Source organism: Kitasatospora sp. NPDC056531, from assembly GCF_042794375.1.
Lineage (GTDB): Bacteria > Actinomycetota > Actinomycetes > Streptomycetales > Streptomycetaceae > Kitasatospora.
Map to the genome: position 1 here is coordinate 41,757 of NZ_JBHTTU010000010.1, position 17,462 is coordinate 59,218.

At 73.4% G+C, this 17,462-nt stretch carries 19 protein-coding genes; 9 read left to right on the plus strand and 10 right to left on the minus strand.

Features of this window, described 5'->3' with window-relative positions; genetic code table 11:
• Positions 1-90: 90 nt before the first annotated feature.
• Positions 91-672, plus strand: a complete 582-nt coding sequence (locus ACFQ87_RS12565) for a MarR family winged helix-turn-helix transcriptional regulator (protein ID WP_380610660.1) — start codon at positions 91-93, stop codon at positions 670-672.
• A 118-nt stretch (positions 673-790) separates the two neighbouring features.
• Here ACFQ87_RS12565 and ACFQ87_RS12570 read toward each other — a convergent pair whose 3' ends face one another.
• The 5 genes from ACFQ87_RS12570 to ACFQ87_RS12590 form a co-directional block, all read right to left on the minus strand.
• Complete coding sequence (locus ACFQ87_RS12570; protein WP_380610661.1) at positions 791-2,575, minus strand: glycosyl hydrolase family 18 protein; 1,785 nt, start codon at positions 2,573-2,575, stop codon at positions 791-793.
• Positions 2,576-2,867: 292 nt separating this feature from the next.
• Positions 2,868-3,404: an FxLYD domain-containing protein gene (locus ACFQ87_RS12575; RefSeq protein WP_380610662.1), complete on the minus strand. Its 537-nt coding sequence runs from the start codon at positions 3,402-3,404 to the stop codon at positions 2,868-2,870.
• Between the two features lie 207 nt (positions 3,405-3,611).
• Positions 3,612-4,172 (minus strand): DoxX family protein, encoded by a 561-nt coding sequence (locus ACFQ87_RS12580; protein ID WP_380610663.1) that lies wholly within the window; start codon positions 4,170-4,172, stop codon positions 3,612-3,614.
• Between the two features lie 166 nt (positions 4,173-4,338).
• Positions 4,339-4,878: an NADPH-dependent FMN reductase gene (locus ACFQ87_RS12585; RefSeq protein WP_380610664.1), complete on the minus strand. Its 540-nt coding sequence runs from the start codon at positions 4,876-4,878 to the stop codon at positions 4,339-4,341.
• A 50-nt stretch (positions 4,879-4,928) separates the two neighbouring features.
• A complete protein-coding gene (locus tag ACFQ87_RS12590) occupies positions 4,929-5,363 on the minus strand; it encodes an Lrp/AsnC family transcriptional regulator (RefSeq protein ID WP_380610665.1) in 435 nt (144 codons plus the stop codon).
• Positions 5,364-5,584: 221 nt separating this feature from the next.
• Here ACFQ87_RS12590 and ACFQ87_RS12595 point away from each other — a divergent pair, with 221 nt between their 5' ends.
• The 3 genes from ACFQ87_RS12595 (at position 5,585) to ACFQ87_RS12605 (ending at position 8,044) form a co-directional block, all read left to right on the plus strand.
• On the plus strand, positions 5,585-6,415 hold the full coding sequence (locus tag ACFQ87_RS12595) for a tryptophan 2,3-dioxygenase (RefSeq protein ID WP_380610666.1): 831 nt from the start codon (positions 5,585-5,587) through the stop codon (positions 6,413-6,415).
• Positions 6,416-6,503: 88 nt separating this feature from the next.
• Complete coding sequence (gene kynU / locus ACFQ87_RS12600; protein WP_380610667.1) at positions 6,504-7,730, plus strand: kynureninase; 1,227 nt, start codon at positions 6,504-6,506, stop codon at positions 7,728-7,730.
• Between the two features lie 191 nt (positions 7,731-7,921).
• Positions 7,922-8,044 (plus strand): hypothetical protein, encoded by a 123-nt coding sequence (locus ACFQ87_RS12605; RefSeq protein ID WP_380610668.1) that lies wholly within the window; start codon positions 7,922-7,924, stop codon positions 8,042-8,044.
• Position 8,045: 1 nt separating this feature from the next.
• On the opposite strand, the gene ACFQ87_RS12610 is transcribed toward ACFQ87_RS12605, so the two are convergent.
• Positions 8,046-9,008, minus strand: coding sequence for a hypothetical protein (locus tag ACFQ87_RS12610; RefSeq protein WP_380610669.1), 963 nt, complete (start codon positions 9,006-9,008; stop codon positions 8,046-8,048).
• Positions 9,009-9,084: 76 nt separating this feature from the next.
• Between ACFQ87_RS12610 and ACFQ87_RS12615 the strand changes: the two genes are divergently transcribed.
• From ACFQ87_RS12615 to ACFQ87_RS12630, 4 genes are all read left to right on the plus strand, one after another.
• The gene (locus ACFQ87_RS12615; RefSeq protein WP_380610670.1) at positions 9,085-9,714 is read left to right on the plus strand and encodes a TetR/AcrR family transcriptional regulator; all 630 of its coding nucleotides are present in this window, start codon (positions 9,085-9,087) and stop codon (positions 9,712-9,714) included.
• A 212-nt stretch (positions 9,715-9,926) separates the two neighbouring features.
• On the plus strand, positions 9,927-10,634 hold the full coding sequence (locus ACFQ87_RS12620) for a 4'-phosphopantetheinyl transferase family protein (RefSeq protein ID WP_380610671.1): 708 nt from the start codon (positions 9,927-9,929) through the stop codon (positions 10,632-10,634).
• A 133-nt stretch (positions 10,635-10,767) separates the two neighbouring features.
• Positions 10,768-11,250 (plus strand): DUF2269 family protein, encoded by a 483-nt coding sequence (locus ACFQ87_RS12625; protein ID WP_380610672.1) that lies wholly within the window; start codon positions 10,768-10,770, stop codon positions 11,248-11,250.
• 72 nt (positions 11,251-11,322) lie between these two features.
• The gene (locus ACFQ87_RS12630; RefSeq protein ID WP_380610673.1) at positions 11,323-12,156 is read left to right on the plus strand and encodes a helix-turn-helix domain-containing protein; all 834 of its coding nucleotides are present in this window, start codon (positions 11,323-11,325) and stop codon (positions 12,154-12,156) included.
• A 70-nt stretch (positions 12,157-12,226) separates the two neighbouring features.
• On the opposite strand, the gene ACFQ87_RS12635 is transcribed toward ACFQ87_RS12630, so the two are convergent.
• Positions 12,227-13,216 carry an Lrp/AsnC family transcriptional regulator gene (locus tag ACFQ87_RS12635; protein ID WP_380610674.1) on the minus strand — a complete coding sequence of 330 codons (990 nt, stop codon included), beginning with the start codon at positions 13,214-13,216 and terminating at the stop codon, positions 12,227-12,229.
• A 114-nt stretch (positions 13,217-13,330) separates the two neighbouring features.
• Here ACFQ87_RS12635 and ACFQ87_RS12640 point away from each other — a divergent pair, with 114 nt between their 5' ends.
• Positions 13,331-14,137 carry an inositol monophosphatase family protein gene (locus ACFQ87_RS12640; RefSeq protein ID WP_380610675.1) on the plus strand — a complete coding sequence of 269 codons (807 nt, stop codon included), beginning with the start codon at positions 13,331-13,333 and terminating at the stop codon, positions 14,135-14,137.
• Here the strand turns inward: ACFQ87_RS12640 and ACFQ87_RS12645 are convergent.
• From ACFQ87_RS12645 to ACFQ87_RS12655, 3 genes are read right to left on the minus strand one after another with little or no spacing between them, the layout of a single operon-like run.
• Entirely contained in the window at positions 14,130-15,011 is an 882-nt protein-coding gene (locus tag ACFQ87_RS12645) for an amidohydrolase family protein (protein WP_380610677.1), read from the minus strand. The two genes, ACFQ87_RS12640 and ACFQ87_RS12645, sit on opposite strands and share 8 nt — an antisense overlap.
• Before the next feature lie 23 nt (positions 15,012-15,034).
• Positions 15,035-16,669, minus strand: a complete 1,635-nt coding sequence (locus ACFQ87_RS12650; RefSeq protein WP_380610679.1) for an acyl-CoA dehydrogenase family protein — start codon at positions 16,667-16,669, stop codon at positions 15,035-15,037.
• Positions 16,653-17,306 carry a TetR/AcrR family transcriptional regulator gene (locus tag ACFQ87_RS12655; protein WP_380610680.1) on the minus strand — a complete coding sequence of 218 codons (654 nt, stop codon included), beginning with the start codon at positions 17,304-17,306 and terminating at the stop codon, positions 16,653-16,655. Before ACFQ87_RS12655 ends, ACFQ87_RS12650 begins: the two co-directional genes overlap by 17 nt.
• Between the last annotated feature and the right edge of the window lie 156 nt (positions 17,307-17,462).

Consider the following 17,462-nt stretch of genomic DNA (forward strand, 5'->3'; position numbering starts at 1 on the left):
AGCTAAAGTTTGACGAGATAAAGTCTTAGCACCGGAAGACTGCTGAGTCAAAGGCTTAAGAGATGCACGCCCGCGTGCGACACTGTCGGCATGACTACGGACAAGCCGGCGCCGGCTGCCGACAAGCCCCTGCCGGCCACCCCCCTGGAGCTCGGCATCGCCGAGCAGGTGGCCCTCTACCAGCGGGAATTCCCCACCGTGGACCCCCAGGTGGAGACGATCGTGCAGACCCTGTCCCGGGTCGCCCGGCGGATGGGCGTCGCGTACGACCGGCAGCTGACTGTGCTGGGAATCACCTCCGCGGAGTGGGAGGTGCTCAAGGCGCTGGTGGTGGCCGGCAGCCCGTACCGACTGGGGCCCGGCGAGCTGGCCAAGCGGCTGGGGCTCACCCCGGCCGCGATGACGCACCGGATCGACCGGATGGTCGCCGAGGACCTGGTCACCCGGGAGCGGGACGAGTCCAACCGGGTGCGGGTGATCATCGAACTGACCGAGAACGGCCGCGACAAGTGGCTGGAGTCGATGCGGATGGCAGCCGTGTTCGAGGAGGAGCTGCTGCAGGACATCACGGGCGAGGAGCGCGCCGCGCTCTCCGGCCTGCTGGCCCGGATGCTGCGGCGGATCGAGCAGAGCCAGCCGGACGCGCTGGGGCGCACCGCCGACCTGGCGTAGCAACGCGGTCCGGCCCGCAGGGGACGCTCCCCCGGCGGGCCGGACCATCGGTGCTTCGTACAGGTGCCGTGAGGTCCGTCAGGGCCCCGGGCGGTCAGCCGATCAGGCGGTCGGCCGATCAGCAGGGGCCGTTGTCGGCCCAGACGCCCCACTGGCCGCTCAGGCTCGGGTCCTCGCCCTTGGTCCACCACTTGTTGGTGTAGTAGTGGCCCTTCCACGAGACCTTGGTGCCGCCGGCCGCGTAGGTGGTGTCGGGGTTCCAGCTCGGGGCGGCCGGGCAGGCGGTCGGGGTGCCGGTCGGGGTGCCCGTGGGCGTGCCGGTCGGAGTGCCGGTCGGGGTCTGGGTCGGCGACGGCGTGCCGGTCGGCGGGGCCGGGCAGCCGGCGGCGGAGCCGTTGGTGGCGTTCACCATCGTGTCGAACAGGGTGGTGTTGGTACCAAGGTCGTAGAGCGAGAAGGCGAAGGAACCGCCCAGGCCGTTGCAGTGCGCGTAGTCCAGCTTGGCCTGGATGGACCGGGAGTCCTCACCGCTCCAGAAGGTGGTGCCGTCGTAGAAGTAGGTGGCCTTGGCGGCGTCGTCCCAGAAGGTCTTGGACGGGTTGTCGACGAAGCCGCCCAGCTCCTTGTACATCTGGATGCCGGGGACGTTGCCGGACATCGCGGCGCCGGCCGCCGGGCCGGTGGCGGGCTGGAAGAGGCCGTTCTTGCCGTTGTTCTGGACGCCGGTCCAGCCGCGGTAGTAGAACGGCACACCCATGTTGATCTTGTTGGCCGGGAAGCCGCCGGGGATGCCGTACTGCGCGTCGCCGACCGTCCACGCCTTGATCGCGTTGTCGATCGAGTACTTGCCGTTGCCCGGCTTGGCCGGGGTCGACGGGTCGTTCGGGCCGGAGTACAGCGGGGCCTGGTGGTTGGTCGGACCCTGCGGGTCCCAACCGCCGTGCATGTCGTAGGTCATGACGTCGAGGAAGGTCAGGTACTGACCGATCTTGTCGGTCTCGACGTTCATGATCTTGTCCTGGCCGGCGCCGACCGCCGCCGACAGGGCGTAGGTCTTGTTGTCGGCCTTGCCCTGAGCGTCCAGCTGGTTGCGGAACTCCTGCAGCAGCAGGGTGAAGTTCTGCTTGTCGGCCGGACTGGAGATGTTGCCGGTGTGGCCGCCGCCGCCCGGGTACTCCCAGTCGATGTCGATGCCGTCGAAGATGCCGGCACCCGAGCCCGGGCCGCCGTAGCCGGCGTCGGTCGGGAGGTTGCCCTTGATGAACATGTCGATGCAGGACGACACCAGGTGCTTGCGCGAGGCGTCGGTCGCGGCCGCCTGCGAGAAGTACTTGGAGTAGGTCCAACCACCGATCGAGAGCAGGACCTTGAGGTTGGGGTTCTTCGCCTTCAGCTTCTTCAGCTGGTTGAAGTTGCCCGCGATCGGCTGGTTCCAGACGTCGCCGACGCCGTCGACCGAGATGTCCGCGCCGAAGCTCTTCTGGTAGTCGGCGAACGCGTCGCCCGCGCCGTCACCCGCGTTGGGGTTGTTGTCGTTCGTGTCGGCGGCCTTGGTGGCCTCGAAACACCCCAGGTCGGTCGGGTTGATGTTGGCGAAGTCGTAGATCAGGTAGTCCAGCTTCCCGGCCACGCCGGTGTCCTGGATCGTCTTCGGGTAGTACGCGTTCGCGTAGACCGACCACTGGTCGAAGTAGGCGACCTTGATGCCGCCGCTGGTGGCGGGTGCGCCGGTGGAGTTGGTGGTCGCGGCGTTGGCCGCGGCGCCGCCGGACAGCGCGAGGCCCGCGCCGAGCAGCAGGGAGGCGGCGGTGCCGGCCGCGACGGCGGCCAGGCCCTTCGGGCGGCGCCGACGGGCGCCGCCCGGAGCCGGGGCCCCGGCCCTTTCAATGCGTGAGCGCAGCATGGGTGCGTGACTCCTGGTTGTGGGGGATGCCGTCGTCCCGGTGAAGTTGCACGTCCGGGATGGGGCCGGACGACCGGGACATGACAGGTCTGGTGGGGGAATCGAGCGGGATCAGGCCGTGACGGACACCGGGATGCGCCGAACCGGCGCCCCCGACACGAGGCCGGTGACGCCGGTTCAGGGGCTCCCTGCACCTGGGCAATAAAAATGGACTAGACCAACTCCCCCGTCAAGGGGGGCCGTTGGCCCTTGAGCCGCGCTTAAGGTTCATCCCTCGCGCCGAGCAGGGATTTCAGTAGCGGACGGCGTTCCCCACCTCGGCCTTGACCGTGCCCGAGAGGTCCAGGTGGCTGCGCGCGGTGGCCTGGGCACTCTGGCCGGCCGCCACGTCCTGGACGGTCACCGCGGTCGCGTCCAGCAGCTTGCCGCTCCCGTCGGTGAAGTTCAGCTGGATCACGTACCGGTAGGACTGCTGGCCGTGGTTGGTGACGGTCAGCTTCGCCTGCGCCTTGCCGTCCGACCCGATGGTCACCGCCCCGACGGCCACGTCCGCCTTGGCGTCCAGCCCGCCCTTGATCCCGGCGACCGCCGAGGAGGCGGCCGAGATCGCCGCCGAGGCCTCGGCCTCCGCCGAGGCGATCGCCCCGCCCACCCCGCCCGCCCCGCCCACCGCCGAGGCCAACTCCGAGGCGGCGGAGGCGGCGACGCTCGCCGCCTTCTGCACCGCGCCCGCCGCCTCGGAGGCCTTGCTGTTCGCGCTCTTGCCGGAGGAGCAGCCCGCCAACACCGCCGCACCGAGCACGACTGCGGCCAACGTCCCTGCCGCCACCCGACGACGATGATCGCCCAGCCGCCCCGGAGGCCGCGCGGTGACGCGCGGCGGGGTGGCTCGGGTGAGCGGCTGGCGGTCCATTCGGTCCTCGTTTCTGCCCGGCGCCGGGCTGCCCGGCACACCTCCCCGCCCACCCTCCGAGGGCCCGGGAACCACCGCCAGCAGGGGTGCTTCCTCCGGGTGACGAGGCCGTCGGACCGACGGTTACGACAGCCCGGAGCCCTCCTGCTCGTCCGCCTCCACCGCCGCCCGCTCCTCGCGCAGCCGCACCACGTGGCGCCGCCGGGCGACCACCCCGTACGCGCCGGCCGCGCTCGCCAGGAAGGCCAGCACGCCCGTCCACGGCCGGTCGAAGACGTGCCCGGCCAGGTGGTCCAGCGAGTACCGTCCGGGCCCCGCCAGGCCGATCGCCAGCCCGGTCGCGCCGAGGAAAGCCGGGTACTCGTAGCCGCCGGACATCGCGAAGAAGCCCGCCGGGGCGTGCACCGCCACCGCGGTGGCCATCGTCCCGGCCACCACCGCGCCGGCCGCCGGGGTGGCCAACCCGGCCACCACCAGCGCACCGCCGCCGGCCTCGCCGAGGCCCGCCGCGATGGCGCTTTCCCGGGCCGGGTGGAAACCCATCTGGTCCATGGCCTTGGTGGTGCCCTCCAGGCCGCCACCACCGAACCAGCCGAACAGCTTCTGGGTGCCGTGCGCGATCAGCACCCCGCCGACCGCGCCGCGCAGGGCCAGCAGGCCCAGGTCCTTACGGTTCAGGCACATGTCGCATCCTCGTTTCCGCCAAGGAGTGGTCGTACCTCCATGGCACCCGAGAGCGCGCACCCGTTCGAGCCGGGACCGCCATCCGGGCGAATCTCCGGCAGCGAGGAATGAACCAACCCGCGCGGCGATTCGGGCCCCCGACCGTGCCGGCCCCCGCCCGGGGCCGTCAGCCCGCCGCCAGCCGGGTCAGCACCGCGCCGATCCGTTCGCACACCGACGGGTCGGCGACCAGCCCGTCCGGGCCGACCGCCGAGCGCTCCAGCGGGATCCGCGCGCAGGCCTCGTCCACCACGGCCGCGCCGGTGTAGCCGAGCACGGTGCGGAGGGTGGCCTCGGCGCCCTGGCCACGGCCCGGGGCGGCGCAGTTGATCCAGCCCGTGGGCTTGTCCGAGATCTCGACCCCGCCGACCGTCCAGTCCAGCAGGTTCTTGAACGAACCCGGCAGCGTCCCGGCGTACTCCGGAGTACAGACCAGCAGCGCGTCGGCGGCCCCGATCGCGGCCCGCAGCGCGGTCACCGGCTCCGGCAGCGGGTCGGTGTCGTGGTCCGGGTTGAAGTGCGGCAGCCCTGCCAGCCCGGCGTAGTACGTGGTGCGGACGCCGGGCAGGGCGTCGGCCAGGGAGGCGGCGGTGCGCAGCACGCTCTCGTTGGAGGAGCCGGCCCGCAGGCTCCCGGGCAGCAGCAGGATGTGGCGCTCGTTCGACATGCCGGGGAACCTACTCCTTGACGCCCACGTCAAGGCCAGCCGTCGTGGGCCTACCGCAGCTCCACCGGCCGCCAGGGCACCGGGCTGGAGAGGATCATCGAGCTGGACGGCTGGCCGTAGCCGCCGAGCCGGTCGCACAGCGCCTCGAACTCGGCCATCGTGGACACCGCGACCAGCAGCACGCAGCAGGCCCCGCCGGTGACCCGGTGCAGCTGGAGCACCTCCGGCCAGGTCTCCACCTCGGGGTCGCGCAGCACGCAGCGCGGGCCGTAGCACTGGATCTGGACCAGCGCGGTGATCGGCAGCCCGGCCCGGGTGAGGTCGACGTGGGCGTGGTAGCCGCTGATCACCCCGTCGGCCTCCAGACGGCGGACCCGTTCGGCCACCGCGGGTGCGGACAGGCTCACCCGGCGGGAGAGTTCGTTGTACGAGAGCCTGGCGTCGGCCTGCAGCTCGGCCAGCAGGCGGCGGTCGACGGCGTCCATGGCGACTCCCGAAAAGCGGTTGTGATCAGCGGTTTTTCATTCATAAAGCGGATCGCCCAAACGCCTCGCGAACGACAGCCCGGAGCGCGGTTACGGTGTCCGTCGGCCATTCAAGCCGGGGGCCATGGCGCCGCACAATGGGCTCCCCGGCGGAACCAGGACGTCCGTTCGCTCCCGCCGGCCCCGGGCGACGAGGCCCGGACGGATCAGGAGGGATCGGGATGGGGCACGACACGGTGGAGACACCCAACCTGTCGTTCGGTCGGGGCGGCGAGCCGGGTCGAGGCACCCCGTACGCACAGTACGTGCGTCTGGAGGAGCTGCACAGCCTGCAGCACCCGCGCAGCAAGGAGCCTGCCGAGCTGTCGTTCATCGTCACCACCCAGGTGATGGAGCTGCTCTTCGACCTGCTGCGGCACGAGTGGACGCAGGCCCGGGAGGCGCTGCGCGAGGACGACCTGACCGCCGCGCTGGCCGCGCTGCGTCGCGGCACCCACGTGCAGGACGTGCTGGTGGAGTCCTGGGACCTGCTGGCCACCATGACCCCGCAGGAGTTCAACTCCTTCCGCGCGCTGTTCGGCGAGGCCTCCGGCTTCCAGTCCTCGGCCTTCCTGCACCTGGAGTTCATGCTCGGCAACAAGAACGCCGCGCTGCTGAACATGTACGCGGAGATGCCCGGGACGCGGGCCGAGCTGGCCGAGGCGCTGCGCGCCCCCGGCCTGTACGACGAGGCGCTGGCCCTGCTGGCCCGGCGTGGTCTGGCGGCGCGCCCGGAGACCTCCGAGCATCGCTACCAGCCCTCCGAGGAGGTCGAGGCGGCCTGGCGCCGGGTCTACACCGACCCGGAGTTCGCCGCCCTGCAGCCGCTCGGCGAGGCGCTGCTGGACGTGGCCGAGCGGGTCACCCGCTGGCGCCAGCGCCACCTGACCGCGGTCAAGCGGACCATGGGCGGCAAGCCCGGCTCGGGCGGCTCCAGCGGGCTGACCTGGCTGCGCAAGTCGGCCGAGCAGGACGTCTTCCCGGAGCTGTGGACGATCCGGGACGAGCTGTGACGGGACGAACCGTGACGAGCGGCGAAGCGGTGACGGGCGGCGGAGCGGTGACGGGACTGGTTGCGAGCGAGGGGACCGAGGAATGGGCATGATCACGCGCGAGGAGTGCGCGGCGCTGGACGCCGTCGACCCGCTGGCGGCGTTCCGCAAGGAGTTCACCCTGCCGGACGGGGTGATCTACCTGGACGGCAACTCGCTGGGCGCACTGCCGGCGCGCACCCCGGAGCGGGTGCGGCAGGTGGTCGAGGAGGAGTGGGGCCGGGAGCTGATCCGCAGCTGGAACGACGCTGGCTGGTTCGAGCAGCCGTACCGGCTGGGGCAGCGGATCGCGCCGCTGATCGGCGTCGATCCGACGGAGGTGGTCGTCTGCGACACCACCTCGGTGAACCTGTTCAAGGTGCTCTCGGCGGCGCTCACGCTGCGCCCCGGGCGGCGTACGGTGCTCGGCGACGCCGAGGCCTTCCCGACCGACCTGTACATCGCCGAGGGCATGACCGGCCTGGTCGAGGGCGGGCGCAGCCTGCTGGTCCGCCCGGAGGAGCTGGACGGGCACCTGGACGGGGACGTGGCCGCGGTGGTCCTCTCCCACGTGGACTACCGCACCGGCGAGCTGCTGGACATGCCCGGGATCACCGCCCGGGTGCAGGCCGCGGGCGCCCTGATGATCTGGGACGTGTGCCACTCGGTGGGCGCGCTGCCGGTCGAGCTCGCGGCCGCGAACGCGGACTTCGCGATCGGCTGCACCTACAAGTACCTGAACGGCGGCCCCGGCTCACCGGCCTTCCTGTACGTCGCCGAGCGGCATCTGGCGGCCGGTCCGGTGCAGCCGCTGAGCGGCTGGTTCGGGCACGCCCGCCCGTTCGCCTTCGAGCCCGGGTACGACCCCAAGCCGGGCATCGGCCGGTTCCTGACCAGCTCGCCCTCGCTGCTCGGCCAGGCCGCGCTGGGCGCCTCGCTGGACGTCTGGGAGCGGGCCGACCTGGCGGCCGTGCGGGCGAAGAGCCTGGCGCTGACCGACCTGTTCATCTCGCTGGTCGAGGGCCTGGACGGGGTGGAGGTGGCGACCCCGCGCGAGCACGCCCGGCGCGGCAGCCAGGTCGCGCTGCGGCACGCCGACGGGTACCCGGTGGTGCAGGCGCTGATCGCGCGCGGGGTGATCGGGGACTTCCGCGCGCCGGACCTGATGCGCTTCGGCTTCACGCCGCTCTACCTCTCGCACACCGAGGTCTGGGACGCGGCCCGGCAGCTGGCCGAGGTGCTGGCGAGCGGCGAGTGGCGGGAGGAGCGCTTCTCCCGCCGGGGCGAGGTGACGTAACCGGAGAGGTCCGGTCCGTCGTCCCGGCGCCGAGTCGGCGGGGACGGCGGCTGGACCACCGGGCCGACGGTCCGCCACGTCATGGGACAGTGACACCGCAGGGCACGTGAAGCGACGCAGGTCATGGTCGAGTGAACGTTCGACCGTCACCGCATCAGGGAAACCCGCTTCTTGCCTGTTCGTCAGACGGCGTGGCGGAGGTCGCGGATGCCCGCGCCGCAGGCATCCGCGACCGTGAGCAGCTGCTCGCCACCGGCTACGCCCGGATCGCCGCCGAGCGGCGCACGGTGGACCGGTTCTTCGAGGCCCACTGAACTACGGCGCGTCCGAGCCGAGCGTCAACTCCCCGACGAGCTCCCGGTAGACGTCGAAGGCCGGCTTGCGGGTGTAGTCGTCGCGCAGCAGGCCGAAGTGGTGGAACAGCCCCGGGCCCGCACTGTCGGCGTCGCGCAGGGCGAAGAAGGTGTAACCGGTGATGGTGAGTTCGGCGGCCAGCCCGGCGGCCGTCCGGACCACCTCCTCGACCACCTCGGCCTGCCGCGCCTCGCTCCGCCCGGGGCCGGTGGGCCAGCCGTTCTCGCAGATCCGCAGCGGGACGGTGGGGCCGATCCCGGCCCGGGGCAGCGCGTCGCCACGGAAGGCGGTGAGCACCGCCCGTACGGCGCCGGCGAGTTGGTCGGACGGGACGGACCGGAAGACGTCCGGGAAGAAGTCCACGCCGACGTAGTCCAGGGCGCGGTGGAAGCGTTCGTCGGCGAGCTTGCCGAGCTCACCCCAGAAGGTGTCGGCGGCGGCGCCGAAGGACGGCGCCGCATTGAAGCCGACCGCCAGCCGGTCGTAGCCGCAGGCCGATGCCTCCTCCTTGGCCGCGATGACGCCCTCGACCAGCGCCCGGCGGACGTTCGGGATGCTGCCGTCCACGGGCGGGAGGTCGACGTTGGGCTCCTCGCAGATCTGCACGCAGGCCAGCCGGCCGCCCTCGGCCCGTACCGTGCGCCGGACGAAGTCCAGCCAGCCCGCCAACTCCCCGCCGCGCTCGCGGAACTGGAGCACGAGGTCGAGCTTCCGGCCCTCGACGGCGTACTGCTCGGGCCGCTCCGGGGTGTGCGCGCCGTCCGGGAACAGCCGGTAGGCGCGGACGATCAACTCGGGTGCGTCACCCTGGAGTTCGCGCAGGGCGGCGGCGATCCGCGCGGGGTCGTCGGGACGGGCGGGTTCGATCAGGCCGGTGTCGTCACCGAGCAGCCCGCCGGGATAGATGCCGAAGGTGAAGGTCATGCCGACACCGTAGCCGATATTTTTGGTGTCACTGCAAGTTTGGTGCGACACCATGGTTCGCCCGTAGGATTCCGCCATGGGACTTCGCGAACGCAAGAAGCAGCAGACCCGGGAGCTCCTGGCCGACACCGCCATGGGCCTGTTCGCCGAGCGCGGCTTCGAGCGGGTCACGGTGGTCGAGGTGGCCCGGGCCGCCGGGGTCTCGCCCAACACGGTGTTCAACTACTTCCCGACCAAGGAGGACCTGTTCTTCGACCGGCAGGACGCGGTGGTCGCCCACCTGGCCGAGGTCGTCCGAGGACGGCCCGCCGGCAGCTCCGCCGTGGACGCCGTACGGGCCGACCTGCTGACGGCCGTCGCCGACGGGGAGCCGACGATCGGCCTGAACCCGCAGGTGACGGCGTTCTGGCGGATCATCGACGACAGCCCGGCGCTGCGGGCCCGACTGCTGGAGCTCGGCGAGCGCTCCGAGGCGGCGCTGGCCGCCGTCCTCGCCGAGGAGTCGGGGGCCGGGACGGAGGACCCGCTCCCCCGGGTGGTGGCCGGCGCCGTGGCCGGCGCCCACCGTGCGGTGCTCGCCGAGATCCGGCGGGCGATGGTCGCCGGCGAGCCGACCGGGGCGGTGCGCAGCCGGGTCCAGGCGGCGGTGGAACGGGCCTTCGGACTGCTCGCCTCGGGGCTCGCGGACTATCCGCCGAAGCCCTGACCCCGGGGGGTTCAGACCCTCGCCGTCGGCGACGTCCGCCCGGGAGTCCGAAAACGGGCCCCGGACACGGCTGCATCGGTCGATCGGGCCCAAGGCCCGCCCAGCCCAGCCCGGCCCGGCCCGGCCCGGCCCGGCCCGCGCACGCTCCGGTCTTCGAGCCCCCGCCCGGCCCGAGCAACCGCCGGGCCGCCGCCCCGGCTAGGTTGGACGGCATGACCACCGAGGCCCAGGACCAGAGCGCGCCGCTCGTCGCCGTCGCGTCCGCCGACGCCGTACTGCGCCACCCCGAGGCGGGCGAGCACCTGCTCACCGACATCGAGCGGGCGCGCGCCGCGCGCTTCCGGCACGAGTCCGGGCGGACCGACTTCACCGCCGGGCACGTCCTGGTCCGGCTCTGCGCCGCCCGGCTGCTCGGCGTCCCGGCCGCCGAGATGGTGCTCGCCCAGGAGTGCCCGGACTGCGGCCTCGCCGACCACGGCAAGCCGTACCTGCCGGACCACCCCGCGGTGCACGTCAGCCTGTCCCACACCAAGGGCGTGGTGGCGGCCGGAGCCGGCTACCAGCCGGTCGGCGTGGACGTCGAGCTGGCCGCCCGCAGCGGATCGCTGCGCTCGGTCGCCCGCCGGGTGCTCGCCCCGGCCGAGCTGGCCCTGGTCGAGGCGGCGCCGGAGCCGAACCAGGCCTTCCTGCGGCAGTGGGTGCGCAAGGAGTCGCTGATCAAGATCGGGCGGGCCACCCTGGACACCCTCGGACAGGTCGACCTCTCCGGCCTGCCACTGGACGTCCCGCCCGGCGCCCCGCTGCGCAGCCGGCACGAGGACCTTCACCTGCTCGACTGGACCGACCCCGAGCACGGCGCCGCCGTCGCAGCGGTCAGCACCGCCCCGCCGCGCATCGTGGAACTGGCCGCGGCCGGGTAGGGCCAGGGCCTGTCTCCCAGGGCACCCGAGCGCGGGGCCGGAGAATAAGCGGTGTTAGCGTGCCTGGTCGTGGGCACGCCGACGGCGCGCGCCCGCCGACCCAGCTGCCCACCGGATCAAAGGGTGCCCCGCCATGGCCAAGTTCCTGCTGAGCCTGCACGTCCTCGCGTCGGTCCTGTTCATAGGCCCGGTCGCGGTGGCCGTCAGCATGTTCCCGCGCCGGGCGAAGGCCGCCCTGGCCGGCGGGCCGGACCAGGCCTCGGACGCGGGCGTGCTGCGCGTCCTGCACCGGATCACCCAGGTCTACGCGCTGCTCGGCGTCGCGGTGCCGGTGATGGGCATCGGCCTGGCGCAGGTGATGGACGTGCTCGGGCAGTCCTGGCTGATCGCCTCGATGGTGCTCACCGCGATCGCCGCGCTCTCGCTGCTGCTCTTCGTGCTGCCCGGCCAGCAGGCCGCCGTGGACGCGCTCGGCCTCGACCCGAAGGACGAGCAGCGCACCAAGGCGGTCGGCGGGCTGCGGATGCTGCCGATGACGGCGGGGGTGTTCAACCTGCTGTGGGCCGTGGTCGTGGTGCTGATGATCGTCCGCCCGGGGTCGACCACCGGAGCCTGAGCGGCCCCGCGGAGCCCGGTCCACCCTGCCCCCCTCCCGCCGACCGGGTCGGTTCGGGTACCGTCCTTGGCCATGACGATCATGGCGGGCATGGGCAGCCCGACGGGGACCGGCGTAGGCCCGCTGCTGCGCGGCTGGCGCGAGCGACGACAGCTCAGCCAACTGCAACTGGCACTGCGGGCGGACTCCTCGGCCCGGCACCTCAGCTTCGTCGAGAACGGCCGCTGCCGCCCGAGCCGCGAACTGGTGCTGCGGCTGGCCGCGCAGCTGGACGTCCCGGTGCGCGAGCGCAACACCCTGCTGCTGGCGGCCGGTTACGCCCCGCACTACCCCGAGACGCCGCTCGACGACCCGTCGATGGCCGCGCTGCGCGGCGGCATCGAGCGGCTGCTCGCCGCCCACGTCCCGTACCCGGCGCTGGTGGTCGACGGGACCTTCCGGGTGCTGGCCGCCAACCGCTCGCTCGCCCTGCTGCTGGACGGCGTCGCCCCGCAGCTGCTCCGACCGCCGTTCAACGCGATCCGGGTCACCCTGCACCCGGACGGGCTGGCACCGCGCATCGTCAACCACCGGCAGTGGCGGCAGCACCTGTTGGAACGGATGGAACAGCAGCTGGAACTGGTCCGCGCCGAGCCGCTGCGGCAGCTGTACGAGGAGGTCAGCGGCTACCCCGAGCCGGCCGGCGACCCGGCCGGGGAGGCGCCGGAGGACGGCTTCCCGTTCGCGCTCCCGCTGCGGATCCGGCACGACGGGCGGGTGCTCTCCTTCCTGTCCACCATCGCGACCTTCAACACCCCGCTGGACGTGACCGTCTCCGAGCTGGCCATGGAGACCTTCCTGCCGGCCGACGCGGAGACGGTCCGCTTCCTGCAGTCCGCGGCGGGTCCGGAGCGCCGGCGCCCGTAGCACCTGGGCGGCAAGGGCCCGGCTGTCGTTCCGGCGCCGGGCGGTGAGCTGCAGGACGGCGAACAGGAGCTCATGCTCGGCCCGGCCGGCGCAGCAGCACGCCCGCCCGCTTCACCGCGCGGGCGGTGATCGTGGTCTCCGCGCGGGCGACCCCGAGCGGGCCGAGGGTGTCGGTGAGGAAGCGGTAGAGGCCGCCGTGGTCCGGGCAGAAGAGCGTCGCCAGCAGGTTGGTCGGGCCGCTGGTGGCGAAGACTCCGTGCACCTGCGGGTGGCGGGCCAGCTCGGTGCCGACCTCGGCGAGCCGGCCGGGCGGCACGTCCAGCCAGAGATTGGCGTCCACGGCCATGCCGAGCAGCCGCGGGTCCACGGTGGCGTGGGTGCGCAGCAGCCCGGCCTCGGCCAGCCGGTGCAGCCGGCGCCGGACGGTCGACTCGGGCGCGCCGACCGCCCCGGCCAGCACGGCGTGGGACTGCCGGGCGTCCTCGCCCAGCCGGTCCAGCAGCGCGCGGTCGAGCCCGTCCAGGGGCGGAGGCCCGGCGGGGCGCGGGGGGACGGGCCGGGCGAGTGCGGCGGCCTCCCGCTCGGTCAGGTAGCCGGCCTGCCACTGTCCGGCGTCGGCGAAGGCGTGCAGCACGGCGTGGGTGGTGGTCTCGGTGACGGCGCCGGTCGCGGGCAGTTGCCCGTACAGCAGGCGGTCGCGGGAGCCGGCGTCGCTCAGCATGACGGCGCCGACCTCGTGGCCGCCGAGCATCACGTCGACGAAGGGCACGTCGGGGCGGGCGGCCAGCGCCTCGGCGATCGCGTCCACCCGGCCGCGCAGCACCCGGACCCGCAGCAGCAGCGCACCCACGGCGGCGTCCTCGACGTCGGGCATCCGGACCACCCGCAGCACCCCGGCCTGCCGCATCCGGCCGAGGCGCCGGGTGACCGTCCGGGCGGAGACGCCCAGCACCTCGGCGATCCGGCCGGGCTCGGCCCGTCCGTCCAGCTGGAGCGCGCAGACCAGGCGGCGGTCGAGGGTGTCCAGCACGGTGTCCGGATCGGTCGTGGCGAGGTCCATGATGTCCGATCTCCGTCGTTGTGGCCGCTTGAGCGTCCTGTTCGGCAGCCCTGACGGTACTCCTTGTCCTGGACGGCCGGAGCGAACCGGCCAGGGAACGGAGGAGTCGGCGCGATGGACGGACTGTGGACGCTGGCGGAGGGTGTGGAGGCCGCGGTGCGGGAGGTCGGCGGAAGGCTGGCGGCCGGTCGGCCGGTCGAGCCGACGCCGGCGCGGACCGCGGCGGAGGCGGCGGCGCGCTTCGCGGAGCTGGACGGCCCGGCCGCCGCCGAACTGCGCGAGCGGCTGAGCGCGCTGCACCCGGGGGCCGGGTGGGTGCCGGAGGAGCTGGACGGCCCGGTGCCCGGCCAGGGCGAGTGGTGGGTGTGCGACGCGACCGACGGCGCGGTGCAGTACCTGCTGGGGCAGCCGCACTGGGCGGTGACCGCGACGCTGGTGCGGGACGGCGCGGCGGTGCTGGCCGTGGTGCACGCCCCGGAGCTGTTCGGCGCGGGCCGGACCTACCGGGCGGTGCTGGGCGGCGGGGCGCAGCTGGACGGGCGGCCGATCGCGCCGCTGGAGCGCGAGTTGGCGGTCACCGTCGCCGCCACCAGCCAGCCGCCCCGGGTGGTCGACGACCCGGTGGCGCTGCGCCGGGCGGGCGCGTCGCTGTCCGCGATGGCGGGTGCGGTGCTGGCGGTGCGCAACCTCGGCCCGACCGCGCTCCAGGTGGCCCAGGTCGGCTCCGGGCACCTGGCGCTGTTCTGGGAGTACGGCGCGGACGCGGGCAACCTGCTGCCCGGCGCGCTGATCGCGAGCGAAGCGGGCGCGGCGGTGACGGACGCCGCCGGGGCGGCCTGGACGGCCGGCTCCGACAGCTTCCTCGCCGCCGCGCCCGGGCTGCACGCGGACGCGCTGGGCGTGCTGCGGGCGGTCAGCTGAGCCCGAACAGGGCGGCCGCGTTGTCGTGGCAGACCGCCCGCAGCCACTCCTCCCCCAGGCCCAGCCCGGCCAGCGCCTCCAGCTGGTGGACGTACCGGTACGGGATGTTGGGGAAGTCGCTGCCGAGCAGGACGCGCTCCTGGAGCGCCCGCAGCCGCGGCAGTTCGTCGCGCGGGAACGGGGCGTCGACCTCGGCGAAGTCGGTGAACGCCATGGTGGTGTCCAGCCGGACGGCCGGGTGGCGCTCGGCCAGGTCGAGGAAGTCGCGGTACTCGGACATGCCGAGGTGGGCGACCACCAGGACCAGTCCGGGGTGCCGCTCCAGCACCTCGCCGATCGGGCCGGGCCCGGTGAACTTGCCCGGCACCGGGCCGGATCCGCAGTGGGTGACCACCGGGGTGCCGGTATCGGCGAGCAACCCCCAGACCTCGTCCAGCCGCGCGTCCGTCGGGTCGTAGCCGCCGACCTGGAGGTGCGCCTTGAACACCCGGGCGCCGTCCTCGACGGCCCGTGCCACGTACCCGGCCGCCCCGGGTTCCGGGAGGAAGGTCGCGGTGTGCAGGCATTCCGGGGTACGGGCGGCGAAGTCGGCGGACCAGGCGTTGAGCCATTCGGCCATGCCGGGCTTGTGCGGGTAGAGCATCGAGGTGAACGCCCGGACTCCGAACTCCCGCAGCCGCCGCACGCGTTGCTCCTCGGCCTCGCGGTAGGTGATCGGCCAGGGGCGGTTCACCAGCGGGCCGGCCGCGTCGAAGTACGCCCACACCTTGTCGAGGACGTTCTTCGGCATGAAGTGGGTGTGCACGTCGATCAGTCCGGGTAGCCCCAGGGACTGCCAGAACTCCCGTACCTCTTCGGCTTCCCGAACGCTCATTGCGCCCACCTCACTTCGTTCGCTCACGCGGGCACCGGGCGGGCGCGGTCGATGATCGCGGCGGTGTCCACGCCGGGCGGCAGGGTGCCGAAGGCGGCGCCGTGGTCGCCGCCCAGGCGGGTGGCGCAGAAGGCGTCGGCCACCGCCGGGTCGCCGTACCGGACCAGCAGCGAGCCCTGGAAGGCCAGCGCCATCGACTCGACCAGCCGCCGGGTGCGGTACTCCAGGTCGGTCAGGTCGCTGAGCTGCTTGCGCAGTTCGGCGACCGCCGCGTCCAGTCGGCGGTCCGCGCCGGCGGCGGCGTCGAGTTCGCCGAGGAAGGCGTCGACCGTCTCCGGGCGCTTGGCCATGGCGCGCAGCGCGTCCAGGGCGGCGACGTTGCCGGAGCCCTCCCAGATCGACACCAGCGGCGCCTCGCGGTAGAGCCGGGGCATCCCGGACTCCTCCACGTAGCCGTTGCCGCCCAGGCACTCCAGCGCCTCGGCGGAGTGCGCCGGACCGCGCTTGCACACCCAGTACTTGGCCACCGCCAGGCCCAACCGCCGCACCAGCGCCTCGGTTTCGTCCCCGGCCAGCGCGAGGTCGGTGGACTGGGCGAGCCGCATCGCGACCACGGTGGCGGCCTCGGACTCCACCACCAGGTCGGCCAGCACGTTGCGCATCAGCGGCTGGTCGACCAGCGCCTTGCCGAACGCCCGGCGGTGCAGGGCGTGGTGAACCGCCCGGGTGGTGCCGTAGCGCATGCCGGAGGCGGCGCCGATCGTGCAGTCCAGGCGGGTCATGTTGACCATCTCGATGATGGTCGGCACGCCCCGGCCCTCCTCGCCGACCAGCCAGCCGACCGCGCCGTCGTACTCCAGCTCGGCAGAGGCGTTGGACTTGTTGCCGAGCTTGTCCTTGAGCCGCATCAGGTGCAGCCGGTTGCGGCTGCCGTCCGGGAGGACGCGCGGCAGCATGAAGCAGCTGAGCCCGCCGGGCGCCTGGGCGAGGGTCAGGAAGAGGTCGGACATCGGCGCCGAGGTGAACCACTTGTGGCCGGTGAGCCGGTAGGTGCCGTCGGCGTGCGGGGCGGCGGTGGTGGTGTTGGTGCGGACGTCCGAGCCGCCCTGCTTCTCGGTCATCGACATGCCGGCGATCAGCCCGCGCTTGGTGCGCGGCTCGCGCAGCCCGTAGTCGTACTCGGTGGCGGCCAGCAGCGGCTCCAACTCGGCGGCCAGGGAGGGATTGTGGCGCAGGGCCGGAACGGCGGCGTAGGTCATCGAGATCGGGCAGGTGTGGCCCGCCTCGACCTGGCCCCAGACGTAGAACTTGGCGGCGCGCGCGGAGTGGGCGCCGGGCCGCTCGTCCCGCCAGGGCGCGGCGTGCAGACCGTACGAGACGGCGGTGCGCATCAGCTCGTGCCAGTACGGGTGGAACTCGACCTCGTCGATCCGGTGCCCGAAGCGGTCGTGGGTGCGCAGCACGGGCGGGTTCTCGTTGGCCAGCCGGCCCCAGTCGGCGGCCTGCTCGGAGCCGGCCAGGCGGCCGAGTTCGCGCAGCTCGGGCTCGGCCCAGCCGGCGCCGGCCCGGTCCAGGGCGGCGAGCAGGGTCGGGTCGGCGGCGGTGTCGTGTCCGTACGGCAGGGGCACCTGGTTGGTGACCTCATGCGTCGCTGTCATCGCGTCCTCCCAGGGCACGCAGGGTGAAGGAGACCAGGGCGGGGACCACCGTGGTGTTGTCGCTGTGCTGGTTGTCGCCGGGTCGGGGCCCGACGCTCTCGACCGGCGCGGCGGCGAGCGGGCCGGCCAGTGCCTCGCCGACCGCGCCGACCAGGGCGGCGGCGGTCAGCACCGGGTCCTGCTCGGGGAGTTCGCCGTTCGCCACGGCGGCGGCGATCTCGGTGGCGATCACGTCCCGGAACGCCCGACGGAAGACCAGTCGCTCACCGTCCACCACCGCGTCGGCCGGCTCGACCAGCAGCGCGTACGCCAGTCGGGGCGCGCGCAGCGCACGGGCGGCGAAGGTCTCGACCACGGCGGCGATCCGCCGCTGCGGGGTGTCCCGTCGGGCGACGGCGGCGTTGACCGCCTCGATCTCCCGGGTGACCACCCGGCGGAACAGCTGCACCGACAGCTCGGCCTTGTTGGCGAAGTGCTGGTAGAGGCTGCCGGTGGCGACCCCGGCGCGCTCCGCGACGGCGGCCATGGTGCAGCCGCCGTAGCCGCGCTCGGCGAGCAGGCCGACCGCCGCCTGCAGTACCGCCTCGCGCTGGGCGTCCAGGCGGGCTTGCACGGCGGGGGTGCGTCGGTAGGCCATGGAAGCATTGAAGCACCGATTCACTGCTTCGGGGAGGGGGTCGGCGCGCGCCGCCCCGCGCTACCCCGCGCCGAACGACGGGAGGCCGCCCCGGGCGGGGCGGCCTCCTGGTTCTGCCTGGTACTGCGGGACTGCGGGACTGCTGGACTGCTGGAC